Source organism: Roseburia sp. (assembly GCF_041325975.1).
GTDB lineage: Bacteria > Bacillota > Clostridia > Lachnospirales > Lachnospiraceae > Roseburia > Roseburia rectibacter.
The window spans coordinates 911492-931983 of the sequence record NZ_JBGLEJ010000004.1; the positions used below are offsets into that span (position 1 = coordinate 911492).

14 protein-coding genes, 1 tRNA gene and 1 pseudogene are annotated in these 20492 nt (G+C 42.4%); 3 read left to right on the forward strand and 13 right to left on the reverse strand.

The window, feature by feature from the left end:
- Positions 1-16: 16 nt before the first annotated feature.
- On the reverse strand, positions 17-2134 hold the full coding sequence (locus ACDD58_RS07585; protein ID WP_117920706.1) for a methyl-accepting chemotaxis protein: 2118 nt from the start codon (positions 2132-2134) through the stop codon (positions 17-19).
- Positions 2135-2311: 177 nt separating this feature from the next.
- Positions 2312-2385: transfer RNA gene (locus tag ACDD58_RS07590), tRNA-Pro, on the reverse strand.
- Between the two features lie 246 nt (positions 2386-2631).
- Between ACDD58_RS07590 and ymfI the strand changes: the two genes are divergently transcribed.
- Complete coding sequence (ymfI, locus tag ACDD58_RS07595) at positions 2632-3363, forward strand: elongation factor P 5-aminopentanone reductase (protein ID WP_370776725.1); 732 nt, start codon at positions 2632-2634, stop codon at positions 3361-3363.
- A 65-nt stretch (positions 3364-3428) separates the two neighbouring features.
- Here ymfI and ACDD58_RS07600 read toward each other — a convergent pair whose 3' ends face one another.
- Entirely contained in the window at positions 3429-5543 is a 2115-nt protein-coding gene (locus ACDD58_RS07600) for a glycogen-debranching protein (protein WP_370776728.1), read from the reverse strand.
- Positions 5540-6286 (reverse strand): class II aldolase/adducin family protein, encoded by a 747-nt coding sequence (locus ACDD58_RS07605; protein WP_370776731.1) that lies wholly within the window; start codon positions 6284-6286, stop codon positions 5540-5542. Before ACDD58_RS07605 ends, ACDD58_RS07600 begins: the two co-directional genes overlap by 4 nt.
- A gap of 142 nt (positions 6287-6428) precedes the next feature.
- Here ACDD58_RS07605 and ACDD58_RS07610 point away from each other — a divergent pair, with 142 nt between their 5' ends.
- Both ACDD58_RS07610 and ACDD58_RS07615 read left to right on the forward strand, forming a co-directional pair.
- A complete protein-coding gene (locus tag ACDD58_RS07610; protein ID WP_186900060.1) occupies positions 6429-7463 on the forward strand; it encodes a pectinesterase family protein in 1035 nt (344 codons plus the stop codon).
- A gap of 104 nt (positions 7464-7567) precedes the next feature.
- Complete coding sequence (locus ACDD58_RS07615; protein WP_186900061.1) at positions 7568-7720, forward strand: hypothetical protein; 153 nt, start codon at positions 7568-7570, stop codon at positions 7718-7720.
- A 145-nt stretch (positions 7721-7865) separates the two neighbouring features.
- Here the strand turns inward: ACDD58_RS07615 and ACDD58_RS07620 are convergent, their stop codons facing one another.
- The 9 genes and pseudogenes from ACDD58_RS07620 to rpoC form a co-directional block, all read right to left on the reverse strand.
- Positions 7866-8927 (reverse strand): CPBP family intramembrane glutamic endopeptidase, encoded by a 1062-nt coding sequence (locus ACDD58_RS07620; RefSeq protein ID WP_370776734.1) that lies wholly within the window; start codon positions 8925-8927, stop codon positions 7866-7868.
- Positions 8928-9015: 88 nt separating this feature from the next.
- A complete protein-coding gene (locus tag ACDD58_RS07625; RefSeq protein WP_370776736.1) occupies positions 9016-9546 on the reverse strand; it encodes a helix-turn-helix domain-containing protein in 531 nt (176 codons plus the stop codon).
- A 128-nt stretch (positions 9547-9674) separates the two neighbouring features.
- Positions 9675-10523: an endo alpha-1,4 polygalactosaminidase gene (locus ACDD58_RS07630; protein WP_370777470.1), complete on the reverse strand. Its 849-nt coding sequence runs from the start codon at positions 10521-10523 to the stop codon at positions 9675-9677.
- 18 nt (positions 10524-10541) lie between these two features.
- A pseudogene (locus tag ACDD58_RS07635) lies at positions 10542-11456 on the reverse strand (DMT family transporter); the annotation flags it as partial.
- A gap of 136 nt (positions 11457-11592) precedes the next feature.
- Positions 11593-12780 carry an elongation factor Tu gene (gene tuf / locus ACDD58_RS07640; protein WP_006859046.1) on the reverse strand — a complete coding sequence of 396 codons (1188 nt, stop codon included), beginning with the start codon at positions 12778-12780 and terminating at the stop codon, positions 11593-11595.
- Between the two features lie 225 nt (positions 12781-13005).
- The gene (gene fusA, locus ACDD58_RS07645) at positions 13006-15123 is read right to left on the reverse strand and encodes an elongation factor G (protein WP_117920699.1); all 2118 of its coding nucleotides are present in this window, start codon (positions 15121-15123) and stop codon (positions 13006-13008) included.
- 168 nt (positions 15124-15291) lie between these two features.
- Positions 15292-15762 (reverse strand): 30S ribosomal protein S7, encoded by a 471-nt coding sequence (rpsG, locus tag ACDD58_RS07650; RefSeq protein WP_207661930.1) that lies wholly within the window; start codon positions 15760-15762, stop codon positions 15292-15294.
- A 338-nt stretch (positions 15763-16100) separates the two neighbouring features.
- The gene (rpsL, locus tag ACDD58_RS07655) at positions 16101-16520 is read right to left on the reverse strand and encodes a 30S ribosomal protein S12 (RefSeq protein ID WP_006859047.1); all 420 of its coding nucleotides are present in this window, start codon (positions 16518-16520) and stop codon (positions 16101-16103) included.
- 295 nt (positions 16521-16815) lie between these two features.
- Entirely contained in the window at positions 16816-20487 is a 3672-nt protein-coding gene (rpoC, locus tag ACDD58_RS07660; protein WP_370776740.1) for a DNA-directed RNA polymerase subunit beta', read from the reverse strand.
- Positions 20488-20492: the final 5 nt, after the last annotated feature.

Here is a 20492-nt window from a genome sequence, read left to right on the forward strand (position 1 = left end):
AGTCATTTTACATGACTTAAGAGAGTTTGAATCGATTAATCGTCTCCATCAGATCTTTGGCAATTGCCTGTAGTGTGCCGGTATGTTCACTGATCTCTGCCATTGTAACATTAACCTGCTCCGTGGAAGCATTAACCTCTTCGGTTGCCGCTGCTGACTGCTCGGATACCGATGCGATCGTTCCCATCTTATCCACAACAAGATCTTTATTGGCAGACATATTTTCATTTAATGTATTGATTCGTTCCATGCCAGATCCTAACATTTCGATCTGTTTCATAATCTCACCAAAGATCTCTTCCGTACGGTTGATTGCTTCCTGCTGCTCACTCTGCAGTACCTCATTCTCCTGCATGGTTGCCTCAACCAGTTTTGATTTCTCTGTGATCTCCGTGATGATCTTTTTGATCTCATCCGTTGACTCTTTCGACTCATCTGCCAGTTTACGGATCTCATCTGCAACAACTGCAAAACCTTTTCCCATCTCTCCAGCTCTTGCTGCCTCAATACTTGCATTTAATGATAACAGATTCGTCTGGGAAGTGATATCTGCGATCGTATCTGATATATAGAAAATTTTATCAATACTCTCGACCATCTCGTTCATGACCTCTAACGAAACTTTGGATTTTTCGGCTGTTTTTCCGGATTTTTCAATCAGGTCTTTTACGCTTTCAATTCCCTCGGTGCTGACCTCATTTGCCTTCTCCGTCATGCCATTCATGCCAGAAACATATTCTTTGGTCTCATCTAAGCTATTCTTCAAATGCTCCACCTGGGTATTGGCTTCCTGTGTGCTTTCTGCCTGTTTTACTGCCCCCTGCGCAACACTGTCAATTGCCTGTGTTACCTGTTCGATCGTCGTTTTCGTATTGCCTGCGACCTCAGAGATACCACCTGCAACTTCAAGAATATGATTCGACTTATCCTCAACTGCATGAATCAGTCCGGACACATCATCCATCATACCGTTAAAGTTTGTCTCAAGTACACCAAATTCATCGCTTCTGGTAACTTTGATCTTTTCGGAGAAATCACCGCCTGCAACACGATGTGTCGCATTCTGAAGTTTTTTGATCTCACGGTTAAAACTGAATGCTGTCACAACTGCGATCACACAGCCAAATACCAGTCCGATCATTCCCGCTGCAAGTGTTCCAATATTAATATTGATGAGATTTTTCTGATTTTCCTGATCATTGATGCATCCTATCATTCTCCATCCGGTCACGCGGTCTGTCATCGCTGTGATCGCGCAGTTCCTTCCTTCGGCACGCATATTATAGGATGCCTGTAATACAATATCATCTGCTGCAGGATCTTCACTTTCCTCCAACTGTGCTTTCTGTTCTTCAAGATTATCTAATTCTTCTGTCAAAGGAGCGAAAAATTCAAGGTCTGCAACTGTACCATCTGCAAAAGTATTGCTTTCGCTGTCAACCATGATATTTCCCTGTTCATCTACCAGCATGACAAATCCTGTATTTAAAAGCCTGATGTTTTCCACATAATCTGCCAGTGCAGATGCCTCGATATCCATGGCAACAACACCCTGGACAACATCTTTGTATTTTACTTCCTGACAGACTGTGATAATCTGTTCTCCGGTCTCCTCATCTGTATAAGGTGCTGTAATATAACTGAAAATAGAATTTACTTTTGCCTTTCTTCCCTGACATGCAGTGTACCATTCTTTTCCGGAAAGATCCTTATTTTCTACTGTATTCATCGCTGTCTTTGAACCGTCAGCTTCATATTTTACCCATCCGGTGATCGTTCTGCCATCATTTAAAGCATAATATGCACGCACAGATCCATTCACGACTTTACAGGCTGCAACCAGTTCGTCATTTACATTGTCGATATATTTATCATAGTTTTCCGGCTCGATCAAAAGCTGTTTGATACTGTCTTTTCTAGTCAGAAGATCGACCGGCAGACTGATCGTTTTCTCATATGTCTGCAGACTTGTCATTGCACTGCTTAATGTCTGCTCGCTCGTAAGCTGCATGTTACTGTTTAACACGCTTTTTACCTTACTGTGTGTAAGAAGTGCACAGATCAAAACACTTCCAAGGATCGCAACCATAAAAGCTGCGATCAGCTTTACACTAAGACTTGTTTTTTTCTTCATTTGTGAAATTCCCCCTTCTTTTTTTGCAATGTAAGCGGTTACATTTTTTATTATATCACATATTCAGAAAATAGGGAATTATTTTTAATAGAATTGTTAGTCAGACCACAAAAAAAGAACTTTCCATCTTGGAAAGTCCTTTTTCATTCTCCCTTTATTCTCAAAGGTTTCATATAGTCGGCGCGACAGGATTCGAACCTGCGACCTCTGCGTCCCGAACGCAGCGCTCTACCAAGCTGAGCCACGCGCCGTAATCAAGTTGTCTTGAATCGTGCTTGATTATATTATCACATCTTTCTGAAAATGTCCATACCTAATTTTTACTTTTTTATTTAAATTTCATCATTTTTCAAAAATTGTCTTCTGATTTTTTTCATGATACAATGAGCGCAAGAGAGTCAACATGCTTGCATGATTGACGAACAACGAATTGGATCATGTGCTGATTTTACACACAATATACTAAAACAACAAATTATTAAGAAATGGAGATTTTTATGAATAGAACTGTATTAGTCACCGGAGCTTCCCGCGGGATCGGACGCGCGATCGCAACTGCATTTGCAGCAGAAGGCGACCGCCTGATCATTACCTGTTCGAAATCCACACAGGAACTTATGATTTTAAAAACAGAACTGGAAGATACTTATCATACCGAGGTACTCGCCAGTATCGGCGATATTTCCTCCTTTGAATATGTCGAGCAATTATTTACCCAGATCACAGAGTATTTTGGTGGCATAGATATCCTGATCAATAACGCCGGAATTTCCTATATCGGTCTGCTGACAGATATGTCAATTGATGACTGGAATCATATCGTTTCCACAAATCTTACCTCTGTTTTTTCTACCAGCCGGCTCGCCATCCCGCATATGGTGCATGAAAAAAAAGGTAAGATCATCAATATTTCTTCCGTCTGGGGCATCGCCGGCGCCTCCTGCGAGGTTGCATACTCCGCATGCAAAGGCGGAATCAATTCTTTTACAAAAGCACTTGCAAAGGAACTTGCTCCGAGTAATATCCAGGTCAATGCGATCGCATGTGGTGTGATCGATACACAGATGAATGCCTGCTTTTCTGAAGAAGAACGTAAAGAACTTGCCGATGAGATTCCTGCCGGAAGATTTGGAACACCGGAAGAAGTTGCACATCTTGCCGTGCAGCTTGCTAGTGGAAATGACTATCTGACTGGACAGATCATCACACTTGATGGCGGCTGGCTATAGATGTTTCTGCAAAATCAGCCAGTTTCATGCACGATCGCATGTCACTGGCTGATTTTGTTATATATCTATTCTGCCACTAAAATAACCACACTTCTCGGCAGAATTTTTAACGATTTTTTATAATAAAATTCCGTCTGTGATTCTACATCTTTTCCGTCCTCATACTCTACATTCGTATTGACACAGATTTTCCACTGCAGATTATTCGGTAATTCCGGAAGCTGCATGACAAGCGTTTCCCAGTACGCATTCATTCCATAGAAAATAATATCATCTCTGGTATCTGCATCATCCCTGCCGGCATACATAATACCAATCAGTTTGCTGGTAAAATCAGTTCCTCCATTCCATGGAAAACCATTGTGAATGCTGATCTCTGGGAGTCCGCAAAGCGCTTTTTTTGTCGAGCGGCGCAGAACCGGATATTTTTTACGAAAAGCGATCATATAACGGAAGAAATCATGGATCTCCCGATATTTTTCCAACCTGCTCCAGTCAAGCCAGGATATGATATTATCCTGACAATAAGCGTTATTATTGCCAAACTGTGTGTTACAAAATTCGTCTCCAGCATAAAACATGGCAGGTCCCCTGCTGCACATCAGTGTCGCAAATGCATTTTTGACCATTCTAAGGCGCAGGCCTTCGATCTGCGGATCATCCGTCTCACCCTCTGCTCCACAGTTCCAGCTATTTCCGTTGTTATCTCCGTCAGAATTATTCCAGCCATTTTTTTCATTGTGCTTTGTATTATAGGCATATAGATCGTACAATGTAAATCCATCATGACAGGTGATGAAATTGACAGATGCACTGTCACCACGGTGCTTCGGGTAAAGGTCTTTCGAGCCTGTGATACGTGTGATCGCTGTTCCTGCCATTCCATCCGTGCCTTTTAAAAACTGTCTTATATCATCACGGTATCTTCCATTCCATTCTGCCCAACGGTTCCATGACGGAAAACTTCCAACCTGATAAAGTCCGCCTGCATCCCATGCCTCTGCAATCAGTTTAACCTTTCCAAGGATCGCATCACATGCGATAGCCTGGAGTAATGGTGGATCCGCCATCGGTGCTCCTTTTTCATCACGCGTCAGAATAGATGCAAGATCAAAACGGAAACCATCCACACGATACTCCGTTACCCAGTAGCGCAGACAGTCAATGATAAAACGTCTTACTGCCGGATGATTGCAGTTCATGACATTACCGCAGCCGCTGAAATTATAATAGTAGCCATCCGGTGTCAGAATATAATAAGTATTATTATCAATTCCTTTAAAAGAAAAACACGGTCCCTGTTCATTTCCCTCCGCTGTATGGTTAAACACAACATCCAAAATGACCTCAATACCGTTTTCCTTTAACTCATAGATCAGTTCTTTTAACTCATCACCTTCATGATTATGCTCTACAACTGATGTATAACTGGTATTCGGAGCAAAAAAGCAGACAGTATTGTACCCCCAGTAATTATACAGACGTTCTCCATCCACTACTCTGGTGCTTTCCATCTCGTCAAATTCAAAAATCGGCATCAGTTCAACTGCATTTACCCCAAGATCTTTTAAATATGGGATTTTCTGCCGCAGTCCCTCATAGGTGCCTTCTGCTCCAGGTGTCACACCGGACGATGCATCTTTTGTAAATCCCCTTACATGCATCTCGTAGATGACAAGATCTTCAAACGGATGCTCAGTCGGGCGGATATCTCCCCAGTCAAAGTTATTTTCCACAACTCTGGCATGATAAATAAAATCTGCTCCGCCTTCCGGACGCTCTCCCCAGTTCCGCTGTCCTGTCACCGCCCTCGCATACGGATCAAGCAAAATGTTTTCTTTATTGAACAATAAACCTTTTTTCTCATCATAAGGTCCGTCCAACTGAAATGCATATTCAAACTCTTCGATTTTCAATCCAAAAACGAACATGGAATATGTGTTTCCAATATGATAAGCCTCCGGATATTTTAGGGTCACATATGGCTCTTTTTCCTGCGGCTGGAACAACAGAAGATAACATGCTGTCGCACCAAAGGAATGGATCGTAAAGCTGACACCTCTTGTGGTTGCTGTCGCACCATCCCTGTTATAAAAACCCGGACGTACCTGATATCCATTGATCTCATCCAATGGCTGCAGCCCAACGCCGCGTTCCTGTTTATGTCTGCCTGTACTCATTTTAATCCTCCTTTCTTTTTGGGAGTATTTTCCTCCTTGTTTTGCGGAGCAAAATGCCTGCTATATTTCTTATACCCCGGATGTTTTCCACTCATTTTATAATAATTATTTCTAAGGTCCACAAGTCTGTCGATATTTTCCCGGTCGATCTCTTCTGCACCACCAAGCAGATGTGCCGTCAGCGTGATCTTTGCAAACTGCTCTAATGTTTCCATCCTATAGTATGCCGTATAGACATCAGCACCTACCGTCACAGCTCCGTGATTTTTCAGCAGGATCGCATCATGCTCTGGCAGATACGGAGTAATGGCATCCGGCACTTCATCCGTGGAAGGTGTCGCATAAGGCGCAACTGGCACCGAACCAAGTGCGAGCACAGTCTCAATCATGGAATATTCATCAAGAGGGATATCTGCCACGGCAAACCCTGTCGCAACCGGAGGATGTGCATGCAAAACTGCGCCGACATCCTCACGTTCCTCATAGCATCTGAAATGCATCCTCATTTCAGACGACGGATGATAACCGTCCATGGCTTCAATAATCTCCCCTGTTTTATCTATATGCACGATCATTTCCGGGGTTACCATACTTTTTGACACGCCTGTCGGTGTTGCCAAAAATGTACCATCCGAAAGTTTTACCGACACATTTCCATCATTTGACGCAACCCATCCCAGCTGCCACATCTTATGGCATACATCACAGATCTGTGCCCTGATTTCCTTATAACTTAGTTCCATAATAATCTCCACACCTTTCAATACTGTACCTTTTTCCTATTTTATATTCTATTATAAACATCCTCTTTCCCAATTTCAACCAGACAATATCTGTGTTATACTATCCTCAGAAAATATTAAGAAACAAAGAAAGGATTTTCCCATGCAAAAAATACTCCATGTTTCCAGCAATCCGGATCATTTTTCCACTATCAGTGCTGCAATAGCACATATTCCTGCCGCTGATCAGACACCAACTGTCATTGAAATCGAACCGGGCATTTATCATGAAAAACTGACTATAGATAAACCCTATGTTACACTGCGTGGTATGGGTAAAAACAATTCCGATACTGTCATCACCTATGATGATTATGCCCTGGATCTGATGCCCGATGGAAGTAAGCGTGGTACCTTCCGCACATATACACTGTTTATAGATACACATGATGTAACGCTTCAAAATCTCACCGTTGAAAACGCTTCGGGAGATTCTGCCACACATGGACAGGCGATCGCTCTCTATGCTGACGGTGACCGCCTTACGATCGATTCCTGCCGCCTTCTCGGACATCAGGACACACTTTTTACCGGACCGCTTCCTGAAACAGAACGACAGCCCGGAGGATTCATCGGTCCAAAACAGTTTGCCCCGCGTATCAACGGCAGACATTATTATAAAAACTGCTATATCTGCGGCGATATTGACTTTATTTTTGGCAGTGCCACAGCATATTTTGAACATTGCACCATAGAATCCCTACTGCGCACAAAAACATCAGCCCTGTCCGATGCGCTTTCCGATACATCTGCATTTCCTCTTATCCAGGGCTATGTAACTGCCGCCTCCACACCAAAAGGTCAGACATACGGCTACGTTTTTTCCGACTGCCGGTTCATCTCCAAAGACTGCCCTGCCGGATCTGTCTATCTTGGCAGACCATGGCGCGACTATGCAAAAACGATCCTGATTTCCTGTGAACTTGGCGCGCATATCCATCCTGCCGGTTTTCATGACTGGAACCGCAAAAATACACATGAAACGGTATGTTATGCCGAATACGCAAGTTACCCCGCAACCTCTGACTGCCGTCCACTTTCTGACCAGGCTGATTTTGTTCAAAATCTGGATGAACAACAGGCCAGACACTTTGCAAGAAAACTGGTTCTCGGTGACTGGACACCCGATGAACTGTAATTTTTATCAGATATTTTTTAATCTAGGTTTGTATATTCATGAGAATAATGATAGAATAATATACATTAAGAATATGAGAAATCCAAACAAAGGGGGCATATAAGATGGACGAAAAAATTTATAAGACAATGGGTTCTACCGGGGCTTGTACACTGGCAGTTGGTATCTGTGTCCTTGCGGGTGGAATCACCGCCGGGATTCTTCTGATCGTAAATGGTGCCAGACTGTTAAAAAATAAATCAAAAATCATGTTTTAAAATAGAATTCACGTTCTGCAGGCTTTCTATTGTCATGAACCAAAAGCGCATATGCAGTAAAATCATCTTTCTGACAATCTTTTTTACTGTACATGCGCTTTTTCATATGACACCATATGCTTTTTACAGTTAATTTTTCTTCAAATTAATCCTCTTTTTGAACTTCTTTCTTTTTGAACACATCTGCAAGCAGAAAAAATCCAAAGCACAATCCATTTAGCACCAGCGCAGCCGGAAGTTCTTTCCAGCTTACAGTCTGATTTTCCAGAACATCTGCGGAAAATGTACCTGAAATGATCGGTATCAGGTTGTTATTCAGATAATGCAGGCAGACCGGCACCCAGATATTTTTTGTTTTCATATAAGCATATGCAAAAAAGATTCCAAGTGCAATACAGGTGATCTGCTGTGCAAAAATCATCTGGATTCCCGACGTCTGCGTATAATAAAACAGATCATCCGGAATATGCCACAGTCCCCATACCACACCAAGCACGATCACACCTGCACGAAGACCGAACTTTTTCTGTAAAATGGGCTGCAGATAATATCTCCAGCCATATTCTTCTCCGAAAAATGCAATAAATACAAAAAAATAATTGATCGGAAGTGCAACAATATTCAGCCACATCACAGGATCTTTAAACATTGCCGCCCATTCTTTTACATACTGCATTCCATTGCCGTCAAACACGCCCTGTCCTGCCATCGACACTACAGTTCTTACAATATAAATACCCACAAATAAAAGTACAATGAGCACAGCACTTTTCCAGTTTTGTCTGGTCAGTCCTGCTGCCGCCCTCTTTTCATTTCCTGCAACCGCAAGAAAAATGAATGCCACGATACTCCCAATGATAAGTACATACTGTGAGATCAGATTATAAACGGACATCGTCATTCCTGCAATATTCAAATCCTCCACCGGAGAAAATACGGATAAAAGTGCAAGTACAATCAGGACTCCAGTTGTTGCCAGAACTGCAATAAAAAAACCTGTCGGCAGAATCTTTTCTCCTTTGTGTGCCAGAAAAAGTCCAATGATCACGCCTGTGGCCGGATACATCATCTGCGCCGTTGGAAATGCCGTAAGATCATATCCTTTTGTACTGCCATACCACATCAGAATTCCCATGAGATAGGTCAGACCATAGGCAATAAGCACATAAATAATTAACCTCTTTTTTGCCATCTCTTTTTGTTCCATTCCAAAACTCCTCCCCTTACAATCAATAAATGTTACCTTTTTATTGTAAGGATTTTGTTCTGCACTGTCAATTGCAGTAACTGCTGTTCTATCTCCGTCCACGGATGATTCGGATGATTCCTCCTGCGATCGCAGCTACACCGACCATTCCCCAGATGTATGGTTTTACATCACCAAGTTTTCCCGCATAAAATACTGCAGTCGGTCCATCTGCGCTATTCGGCAATATCGCACTGAATGTTACGCTGGCATGCAGATATACTGCATTAAAAATTACAAATGCACCTGCTACAATCAGTCCAAAACCCTGCATCATCTTTTTTCTCTGCATCTTCTGCTGATATTTTGCGATATCAATGCCCGCCTCGATCACCGCATCAGTATCCTGCACACTTACCTCCTGCTGCTGCATCTTCTGACATTTCATCAGCTCTGTCAAAGTAACGCCCAGTGCCTCTGCCAAAGGTTCTAGTGTCTGGATATCCGGAAATCCCATTCCCCTCTCCCAACGGCTGACAGCTTTGTCTGTGACTTTCAGGCAGGCTGCTAGCTGTGCCTGTGTCATTTGTTTTTCCTTGCGTATCTGTGCGATAAATGCTCCTAATTCTTTTGCTTCCATAGTTTTCCTTTCCTGTCATGTCTGACATCCATAGCCTTTTTACCCAAAAGATACCAAAAAGGCACCGAATTTTCAACCGAAGCCTTGTTTACCAGACTCTATCCATCGTTTACACGCTGCAAAATGCACTAATCAAGTTCGATCGAATCTGAGATATAATAATGAAATTTATTTTTTTTGCAATACTCCTTGATCTGTCTGATCAGCTTTTTATCTTTTGTATATTCCAGCAGATAAACTTTCATTCCATCCTTTTTACATTTCTTAACATAATCAGTAAAATATCCGCGCGCTGCTTTGGTCTGTTTTCCAAACGAACCTGTTTTAAATTGAATACTGCTCCACACACATTCCTGATTAACTGCAGTCATAATGTCTTTTGCTGAACCATATGTTTTTCTGTATTTCGTGACAAAAACATCCCCACCATTGATTACGACATCTTTTCCAAGGCGCTTAACATTTTTCAGTATCTTTGCAAGCCCTGTAAAATTCTGCTTTGTCTTTGCGTAATCATAAACGTCACAATTATCAATAAAGAAACCATCCACGCCTTTTTTCAACAGCTTCTTTGACAAATTTCCGATAAACTTCTGCCAATTCTTATTGGAAACATCTACCCACTTTTCCTCTTCCCAGTTCTCATAACTCCCAATCGTAAGATGTTCATATTTTTTATAATAATCACGAAATTTTTCAATGGACCCGACATTTAAGTAGGTATAAACTTTTACACCTTTCTTATGCAGGGCGCGTATCTCTTTTGCCGAAAAATACTGTGCATCAATGACCACAAGTTTGTATGCGTATAATTTCTGCATCTTAGACGAATCAATACTTAAAAATACACCATAGTCTTTTTTCTTTTGATCCGCCTTTGCATTGATCGCACATGGATCTGCAAATAACCCTAGAAATACGGCAAACAATAATATTAATGCTAAATTCTGTTTACCAGAATATTTTGTTTTTTTCATTTTTCTCCTATTTTTCCCTTTCACCGGAAGCTGCGCCAGAATAATTGCTGCAAAAATCAGACAACAGCCAAATATCTCTTTCGTACTAAGTTTCTGATTCAAAATCAGCCATCCAAACACGGCTGAAAACACGGCTTCCAGACTCATGATAAGAGATGCCACTGTTGGATTCAGCCCATTCTGACCAATGATCTGCAATGTATATCCAACCCCACAGGACATAATTCCTGCATATAAAATCGGAACCCATGCCGACCATGATAAAAAAGCTTGCGCCCACACCTCAATCCCCGGGATTGAATGCTGCATATCAACCACAAACATTGGAACTGAAGTCAGCACCCCGGTTACAAGAAATTGGATCATGGAAAGACGTACCCCATCCACCTTCGGTGAAAAATAATCGACAAATAAAATCTGAATAGAAAACCCAAACGCACAGCAAAGAAGTAACAAATCTGCCGGGTGAAATCCATTCTTATCCTGCATACACAAAAAATACAGTCCCACCAGTGCAAGCGCAACTGCAAACCATATATTTATACCACATTTTTTATGTAAAAATAAACCTAGGATCGGCACGAGCAAAATATAAACTGCTGTCAGGAAACCTGCTTTTCCAGCACTGGCTCCCATCAGGATTCCAACCTGCTGTAAATTCGTAGAAATGCAGAGTGCCACTCCACAACAGATTCCGCCTTTTATCAAAAGTTTGTAATCTTCCTTTGTCTTTGGTCTTTTCGGTGATAAATTTTTTTTGTCCAAAAACTTCATAACTGGAATCAACACCAATGCACCGATAATGCTGCGGATACAATTAAATGAATACGCTCCGATCGCCTGTCCGCCAACTGTCTGCGCCACAAAAGCTGCCCCCCAGACAGCTGCCGTCACTAATAGTAGTAAACTGTTTCTGGTTGTTTTGTTGTTCATCTTCTGCCTCTTTTCAAATTATTAAAATAACAAATAACAGTTTACCATTTTTTCACTAAAATTACATTATAGTTTCAAAATAATATCAAAAAAGGGCTCCCATCACTGGGAACCCTTAATTTTAAGCAATTATAAATTACTCGATAACTGTAGCAACACGACCTGATCCAACAGTACGTCCACCCTCACGGATAGCGAATGTAAGACCCTGCTCCATAGCTACTGGGTGAATTAACTCGATAGTCATCTCGATGTTATCACCTGGCATGCACATCTCTGTACCAGCTGGTAAGTTACATACACCAGTTACGTCTGTTGTTCTGAAGTAGAACTGTGGACGATAGTTGTTGAAGAATGGAGTATGACGACCACCCTCATCTTTTGTTAATACGTAAACCTGAGCTGTGAATTTACGATGACATGTAACTGTACCTGGTTTAGCAAGAACCTGACCACGAACGATCTGATCACGGTTGATACCACGAAGTAATGCACCGATGTTATCACCAGCCTGAGCCTCGTCTAACTGTTTACGGAACATCTCGATACCAGTTACAACTGTTGTCTGAACGTCCTCTTTAACACCAAGGATCTCAAGGTTATCATTTAAGTGTAATGTACCTCTCTCAACACGTCCTGTAGCAACTGTACCACGACCTGTGATTGTGAATACGTCCTCGACTGGCATTAAGAATGGTTTATCTGTATCACGCTGTGGATCTGGGATGTACTCATCAACAGTATCCATTAACTCCATGATCTTGTCTCCCCACTCGCCGTTTGGATCTTCAAGAGCTTTTAAAGCAGAACCTTTGATGATCGGGCATCCTTCGAAGCCGTACTCTTCAAGCTGCTCTGTAACTTCCATCTCTACTAACTCGATTAACTCTGGGTCGTCTACCATATCGCATTTGTTTAAGAAAACAACGATGTAAGGTACACCTACCTGACGGGATAATAAGATGTGCTCTTTTGTCTGAGCCATAACACCGTCTGTAGCAGCTACAACAAGGATAGCACCATCCATCTGAGCAGCACCAGTGATCATGTTCTTAACGTAATCGGCATGACCTGGGCAGTCAACGTGTGCGTAATGTCTCTTCTCTGTCTCATACTCGATGTGAGCAGTAGAAATTGTGATACCACGCTCTCTCTCTTCTGGAGCTTTATCGATGTTATCGAAATCTGTAGCTGTGTTACCAGCAACTCTTGCAGCTAATACTTTAGAGATAGCAGCTGTTAAAGTTGTTTTACCATGGTCAACGTGTCCAATGGTACCGATATTACAATGTGGTTTTGTTCTTTCAAACTTAGCTTTTGCCATTTTTGAATATCCTCCTTAAAATGATGCCCTATGGGCTATAGTTGTTATTTTCAATAACTCGGCTAACTCTGATTATATAAAATAATCATTGGTTTTTCAAGCTATTTCTATCGGATTTCCTATAAAATATAGGAAATCCGGATGTTTTAATTTCAGTAAAAGCAGTCAACCAATTATTTGGATTTATCTACTAATACCTTTTCCGCAGGAAAAGCAGGTAACCGATTATTTAGATTTATCTGCTAATACCTTTTCCTGTACATTCTTTGGTACTGGCTCATATTTCTCGAAGAACATAGAGTAGTTACCACGTCCCTGTGTCTTAGAACGTAAATCTGTAGAATATCCGAACATCTCAGCAAGCGGAACATAAGCTTTTACAAGTTTACCGCCACCGATATCATCCATTCCCTCGATACGTCCACGACGGGAGTTGATATCACCGATAACATCACCCATGTATTCCTCTGGCATAGTTACTTCAACCTTCATGATCGGCTCAAGTAATACCGGACTTGCCTTCTGCATAGCTTCCTTGAAAGCCATAGATCCGGCAATGTGGAATGCCATCTCGGATGAATCGACTTCATGGTAAGATCCATCGTATACATTAGCATGTACGCCAAGTACCGGGAATCCTCCAAGAATACCAGCCTGAGCTGCTTCTTCGATACCTTCACCTACTGCCGGGATGTATTCCTTCGGAATAGCACCACCAACTACGGTAGACTCGAACTTGAATGTTTCTTCACCGTTCGGGTCCATCGGCTCGAATTTAACTTTACAGTGTCCGTACTGTCCACGTCCACCAGACTGTTTTGCATATTTGTATTCAACATCTACAGGTTTTGTAAATGTCTCTTTGTAAGCAACCTGAGGTGCACCAACGTTTGCCTCTACCTTGAATTCACGAAGGAGACGGTCAACGATGATCTCCAGATGAAGCTCACCCATACCAGCGATGATTGTCTGTCCTGTTTCCTGATCAGTATGCGCACGGAATGTAGGATCCTCTTCTGCAAGTTTTGCAAGAGCCTCACCCATCTTACCCTGTCCAGCCTTTGTTTTCGGCTCAATAGCAAGCTCGATAACCGGCTCTGGGAATTCCATGGACTCTAAGATTACAGGATGCTGCTCGTCACAGATTGTATCACCTGTTGTGGTGAACTTAAATCCAACTGCTGCTGCAATATCACCAGAGTAAACTCTGTCGAGCTCCTGTCTCTTGTTTGCATGCATCTGAAGGATACGTCCAACACGCTCTTTTTTATCTTTTGTTGCATTGAGAACGTAAGAACCTGCTGCCATGCTACCGGAGTATACACGGAAGAAAGCAAGTTTTCCTACGAATGGGTCAGCCATGATCTTGAATGCTAAAGCGGAGAACGGCTCATCATCAGATGAATGTCTCTCTACTTCATTTCCATCCAGATCCACACCCTTGATTGAAGGGATGTCTGTTGGAGCCGGCATGTACTCGATAATCGCATCAAGAAGTTTCTGAACACCTTTGTTTCTGTAAGCAGAACCACAGCAAACAGGTACAGCTGTACATTCACATGTAGCTTTTCTCAATACTTTTTTCATTTCCTCTACGGATGGTTCTTCACCCTCAAGGTACATCATCATTAAGTCATCATCTAACTCGCAGATTTTCTCGATTAATTCAGAACGATAAAGTTCTGCATCATCTTTCATATCACCTAAATCGTCGGTAACAGTGATATTATCACCCTTATCGTCGTTGTAGATGTATGCTTTCATCTCGAATAAGTCAATAACACCTTTGAAATCATCTTCTTTACCGATCGGTAACTGAAGAACGATTGCATTTTTTCCTAATCTTGTACGGATCTGGTCAACAGCGCCGTAGAAGTTTGCACCTAAGATATCCATCTTATTGATGAATGCCATACGCGGTACATTGTAGGTATCAGCCTGACGCCATACATTCTCTGACTGAGGCTCAACACCACCCTTTGCACAGAAGACGCCGACAGCGCCGTCAAGTACACGGAGTGAACGCTCTACCTCTACTGTAAAGTCAACGTGACCTGGGGTATCAATGATATTGATACGATGCTCTAATGCACCTGCCTTTGGTTTTGTGAACTCTTCCAATGTCCAGTGACATGTTGTAGCGGCTGATGTAATCGTGATACCTCTTTCCTGCTCCTGCTCCATCCAGTCCATGGTAGCAGTACCTTCATGAGTATCACCAATCTTATAGTTAACACCGGTATAGTAAAGAATACGCTCTGTCAATGTTGTTTTACCAGCATCGATGTGAGCCATAATACCAATGTTTCTGGTTCTCTCTAATGGATATTCTCTTCCAGCCAAGGTATTTCCTCCTTAATTTACTAACGATATGCTATCGCCGCGAAAGCAAAGGCTCACGCAGCGATCAAAAATTCCATATTTAAAAGCAACAGCTTCGCGGAGACACTATAGATTTTATTAGAATCTGTAATGCGCGAATGCAAAGGCTTCGTGGAGATTCCTTTCGTCCTAGAATCTGTAGTGCGCGAAAGCCTTGTTTGCCTCTGCCATTTTGTGCATATCTTCTTTTTTCTTAACAGATGCACCAGTATTGTTTGCTGCATCCATGATCTCATTCGCAAGTCTTTCTTCCATCGTCTTCTCACCTCTGGCACGAGAGTAAGTGGTCAGCCAGCGAAGTGCTAACGCCTGACGACGATCCGGTCTTACTTCGATTGGTACCTGATATGTTGCACCACCGATACGTCTTGCCTTTACTTCAAGAACAGGCATAACGTTATTCATTGCTGCTTCAAATACCTCAAGAGCTGGTTTCTCTGTTTTCTCCTCAACTCTTGTGAAAGCTCCGTATACAATTTTCTGAGCAACACCTTTCTTACCATCTAACATGATGTTGTTGATAAGTTTGGTAACCACTTTATTGTTGTATAACGGATCTGCTAATACGTCTCTTTTCTGAGTATGTCCTTTACGTGGCACGGTTCTTCCCTCCTTAATCATAATTTACTATACAGAAATATTTTCTGCATTTACTGAGTGCGGCAATGCCGCCATTTACAGCCTTACTACCTGACAGCATACCGCTATCGACAGGCTGTTTCAGTGAACTTCATTTCGATTAATTCAACGGTACTCACAATGTGTAAAATATCGGTCATAGACCATCTATTTCGCCATAATGTTCGTGCGGAAATCTATCGTTTGTGATAATAATCCCAACACCAACCTATAGTCCATCCGGCAAAATATGTCGGATACAACAAATGTGATACTATGGTTCGCTAAATTATCAAGCAACTTCGGTCCAATACCTAAAATTACTTAGAAGCCTTTGGTCTCTTAGCGCCGTATTTGGAACGAGCCTGCTTTCTGTTAGCGACTCCTGCTGTATCAAGTGTACCACGGATAATGTGATATCTTGTACCTGGTAAGTCCTTAACACGACCACCACGGATCAGAACAACGCTGTGCTCCTGTAAGTTGTGTCCCTCACCTGGAATGTAGCTTGTTACCTCGATTCCGTTGGAAAGACGAACTCTGGCGATCTTTCTAAGAGCTGAGTTAGGTTTTTTAGGAGTTGCTGTCTTAACAGCGGTACATACACCTCTCTTCTGCGGAGAAGAAGTATTTGTAGGTCTCTTCTGCAGGGAGTTGTAACCCTTCTGAAGTGCAGGTGCAGTAGACTTCTTAACAGATGTCTGACGTCCTTTTCTTACTAACTGGTTAAATGTTGGCATTATTTTCACCTCCTGTTATATTAAATATGCATCCCTAAATATGCATGCTAAATTATTATATAAGTGCAATTCCTGTATGTCAAGCCTTTTTTCTATTTTCAGACTTTCTTCTATAATAATCTGTTTTTTTTGCACCCTTATCTATTTTTTCCAGTTTCTTGTGAATTATACATATTTTTTCCAGCTGCCAGAAAAAAGAATCCTATGAATCAAAAAAATCCTATAAATAAAAAAAAGAACCGTGCACCACTGACTTTTATCAGCTGGTGCGACAGTTCTTCTCATAAATATTATTTTATTCTTCCTCTACCGGAGCTTCTTCGATTTCATTTTCTTCGTCCCTCGGAATCTCTTCCTCATAATCGTCGAAGTCATCGAAATCATCAAACATCAGCTCATCATCCTCATTGATATCGGAATCCAGTTTAATGTTACGGTATCTCTTCATACCTGTTCCGGCAGGGATCAGTTTACCGATGATAACATTCTCTTTCATACCGATCAATGGATCAACTTTACCTTTGATTGCAGCTTCTGTAAGAACTTTTGTTGTCTCCTGGAAGGATGCTGCTGATAAGAAGGAGTTTGTTGCAAGAGAAGCCTTGGTAATACCAAGTAATACCTGCTTGCCCTCTGCCGGCTCTTTTCCTTCTTCAATCAGTTTTTCATTAGTATCTTCGAAATCAAGTGTATCTACTAACACACCCGGAAGCATCTCTGAATCACCGTTTGTCTCAACACGTACTTTCTGTAACATCTGACGTACGATAACCTCGATATGCTTATCGTTGATTTCTACACCCTGCAGACGGTATACACGCTGTACCTCACGGAGCATGTAATCCTGAACTGCACGGACACCTTTGATCTTTAAGATATCGTGTGGATTTACAGAACCTTCTGTCAGCTCATCGCCGGCCTCAAGCACTGCGCCATCCATGATCTTGATTCTGGAACCGTAAGGAATCAGATATGCCTTTGACTCTCCGGTCTCATTATTTGTAACAATGATCTCACGTTTCTTCTTAGTATCCTTAATGGTTGCTACGCCGCCAAACTCTGTGATGATTGCAAGACCCTTAGGTTTTCTTGCCTCAAAAATCTCCTCGACACGAGGAAGACCCTGAGTAATATCGTTTCCGGCAACACCACCGGTATGGAACGTACGCATGGTAAGCTGTGTACCAGGCTCACCGATAGACTGTGCCGCGATGATACCGATTGCCTCACCAACCTGTACAGCCTGACCTGTAGCCATGTTTGCACCGTAACATTTTGCGCAGACACCCATATGGGAACGGCAGGATAATACGGTACGAATCTTAACTTTCTTAAGTGGCTCGCCATTTTCATCAACACCCTGGCTCATAACTGCAGCTGCACGTTTCGGTGTGATCATATGGTTTGCTTTTACAATGACATTTCCATCTTTGTCACAGATCGTGTTACAGGAGAAACGTCCTGTAATTCGCTCCTGAAGACTCTCGATCTCTTCTTTTCCATCCATGAACGCAGTTACCCACATTCCAGGGATCTCTCTGCCTGTACCCTCACAGCAGTCGGACTCACGAACGATCATATGCTGTGAAACATCAACAAGACGTCTGGTCAGATAACCGGAGTCAGCCGTACGAAGTGCAGTATCGGAAAGACCTTTACGAGCACCATGTGCGGACATGAAGTACTCAAGTACATCAAGACCTTCACGGAAGTTTGACTTGATCGGCAGCTCGATCGTACGACCGGTTGTATCTGCCATAAGTCCACGCATACCGGCAAGCTGTTTGATCTGTTTATCGGAACCACGGGCTCCGGAGTCAGCCATCATGAAGATGTTGTTGTATTTATCAAGTCCGGAAAGAAGTGCATGTGTCAGTTCCTCATCAGTCTCTTTCCAGGTCTCAACAACCTCTTTGTAACGCTCTTCCTCAGTGATAAGACCACGTTTATACTGTTTCATGATACGGTCAACAGTATCCTGTGCATCTTTGATCATCTGCGGCTTCTGAGGCGGTACGGTCATATCGGAAATGGATACGGTCATAGCTGCTCTTGTGGAGTATTTGTAACCCATAGCTTTTACAGCATCAAGAACTTCTGCTGTCTTTGTTGCACCATGGATATTGATAACTTTTTCCAGAATCTGTTTATTCTGTTTCTTTGCAACAAGGAAATCTACTTCCAGTTTTAATTCGTTGCCCGGAATACTTCTGTCTACAAATCCAAGATCCTGTGGGATGATCTCATTGAAAATAAAACGTCCCAGTGTAGATTCTACATTTCCGGTAAGTGTTGTTCCATCCGGCATAGTCTTTGTCATGCGGACAGTAATTCTTGAATGAAGCGTTACTACGCCATTCTCATATGCAAGAATTGCTTCGTTTACACTCTTGAAGAATTTACCTTCACCTTTTGCTCCCGGTCTTTCCTGTGTCAGATAGTAGATACCAAGTACCATATCCTGTGAAGGAACGGCAACAAGACCACCATCAGACGGTTTTAACAGGTTGTTCGGTGAAAGTAACATAAAACGGCACTCTGCCTGTGCTTCTACAGAAAGTGGAAGATGCACAGCCATCTGGTCACCATCGAAGTCGGCGTTGAATGCGGTACATACCAACGGATGTAACTTGATCGCCTTACCTTCTACGAGGATCGGCTCGAATGCCTGAATACCAAGACGATGCAGTGTAGGAGCACGGTTTAACATAACCGGATGCTCTTTGATAACGTCTTCGAGAACATCCCAGACCTCTGTCTGGAGTCTCTCGACCATCTTCTTAGCACTCTTGATGTTGTGTGCAGTTCCGTTTGCAACAAGCTCTTTCATAACGAACGGTTTGAACAGCTCGATTGCCATCTCTTTCGGCAGACCACACTGATAAATCTTTAACTTCGGCTCTACACAGATAACGGAACGTCCTGAGTAGTCAACACGTTTTCCAAGCAAGTTCTGACGGAAACGTCCGGATTTACCTTTTAACATGTCAGAAAGAGATTTTAATGCACGGTTACCAGGACCTGTAACAGGACGGCCACGACGACCATTATCGATCAGGGCATCAACTGCTTCCTGAAGCATACGTTTTTCGTTGCGGACGATGATATCCGGTGCTCCTAACTCTAAGAGTCTTCTTAAACGGTTGTTACGGTTGATGATACGTCTGTACAAATCATTCAGATCTGATGTTGCAAAACGTCCACCATCGAGCTGAACCATAGGACGTAAGTCTGGTGGGATAACCGGGATAACTGTCATGATCATCCATTCCGGTTTGTTTCCAGACTCACGGAAAGCCTCTACAACTTCCAGTCTCTTAATGATTCTTGCACGTTTCTGACCGGTTGCATCCTCAAGCTCTGCCTTTAACTCAGCGGAATCTTTCTCAAGATCGATTGCCTGTAATAATTCCTGAATAGCTTCGGCACCCATTCCAACACGGAAAGAACTGCCGTACTGCTCTCTTGCTTCCTGGTATTCACTCTCAGAAAGTACCTGTTTGTACTGTAATGCGGTATTGCCCGCATCCAGTACGATATAAGAAGCAAAGTAAAGAACTTTTTCAAGAGTTCTCGGGGATAAGTCAAGGATTAATCCCATACGGGATGGGATACCCTTAAAGTACCAGATATGGGATACCGGAGCTGCAAGCTCAATGTGTCCCATACGCTCTCTACGAACGCTTGCTTTTGTGATCTCAACACCGCATCGGTCGCAGACAACGCCTTTGTAACGGATTTTCTTATATTTACCACAATGACATTCCCAGTCTTTGCTCGGTCCAAATATCTTTTCACAGAACAGACCATCTTTTTCCGGTTTTAAAGTTCTATAGTTAATGGTTTCCGGTTTCTTTACCTCGCCCCTAGACCACTCCCGGATCTTTTCCGGAGACGCCAATCCAATTTTGATGGCATCAAATGAGATAGACTGACCTGTGGCTTCTTTACTCATTGTTTCTGGCATTATGA

What these genes read in the sequence shown, in the direction of transcription:
- ACDD58_RS07585 (WP_117920706.1), bottom strand. Translation starts at nt 2,134, where the DNA reads ATGAAGAAAAAAACAAGTCTTAGTGTAAAGCTGATCGCAGCTTTTATG.
- ymfI (WP_370776725.1), top strand. Translation starts at nt 2,632, where the DNA reads ATGAATAGAACTGTATTAGTCACCGGAGCTTCCCGCGGGATCGGACGC.
- ACDD58_RS07600 (WP_370776728.1), bottom strand. Translation starts at nt 5,543, where the DNA reads ATGAGTACAGGCAGACATAAACAGGAACGCGGCGTTGGGCTGCAGCCA.
- ACDD58_RS07605 (WP_370776731.1), bottom strand. Translation starts at nt 6,286, where the DNA reads ATGGAACTAAGTTATAAGGAAATCAGGGCACAGATCTGTGATGTATGC.
- ACDD58_RS07610 (WP_186900060.1), top strand. Translation starts at nt 6,429, where the DNA reads ATGCAAAAAATACTCCATGTTTCCAGCAATCCGGATCATTTTTCCACT.
- ACDD58_RS07615 (WP_186900061.1), top strand. Translation starts at nt 7,568, where the DNA reads ATGGACGAAAAAATTTATAAGACAATGGGTTCTACCGGGGCTTGTACA.
- ACDD58_RS07620 (WP_370776734.1), bottom strand. Translation starts at nt 8,927, where the DNA reads ATGGAACAAAAAGAGATGGCAAAAAAGAGGTTAATTATTTATGTGCTT.
- ACDD58_RS07625 (WP_370776736.1), bottom strand. Translation starts at nt 9,546, where the DNA reads ATGGAAGCAAAAGAATTAGGAGCATTTATCGCACAGATACGCAAGGAA.
- ACDD58_RS07630 (WP_370777470.1), bottom strand. Translation starts at nt 10,523, where the DNA reads ATGAAAAAAACAAAATATTCTGGTAAACAGAATTTAGCATTAATATTA.
- tuf (WP_006859046.1), bottom strand. Translation starts at nt 12,780, where the DNA reads ATGGCAAAAGCTAAGTTTGAAAGAACAAAACCACATTGTAATATCGGT.
- rpsL (WP_006859047.1), bottom strand. Translation starts at nt 16,520, where the DNA reads ATGCCAACATTTAACCAGTTAGTAAGAAAAGGACGTCAGACATCTGTT.
- rpoC (WP_370776740.1), bottom strand. Translation starts at nt 20,487, where the DNA reads ATGCCAGAAACAATGAGTAAAGAAGCCACAGGTCAGTCTATCTCATTT.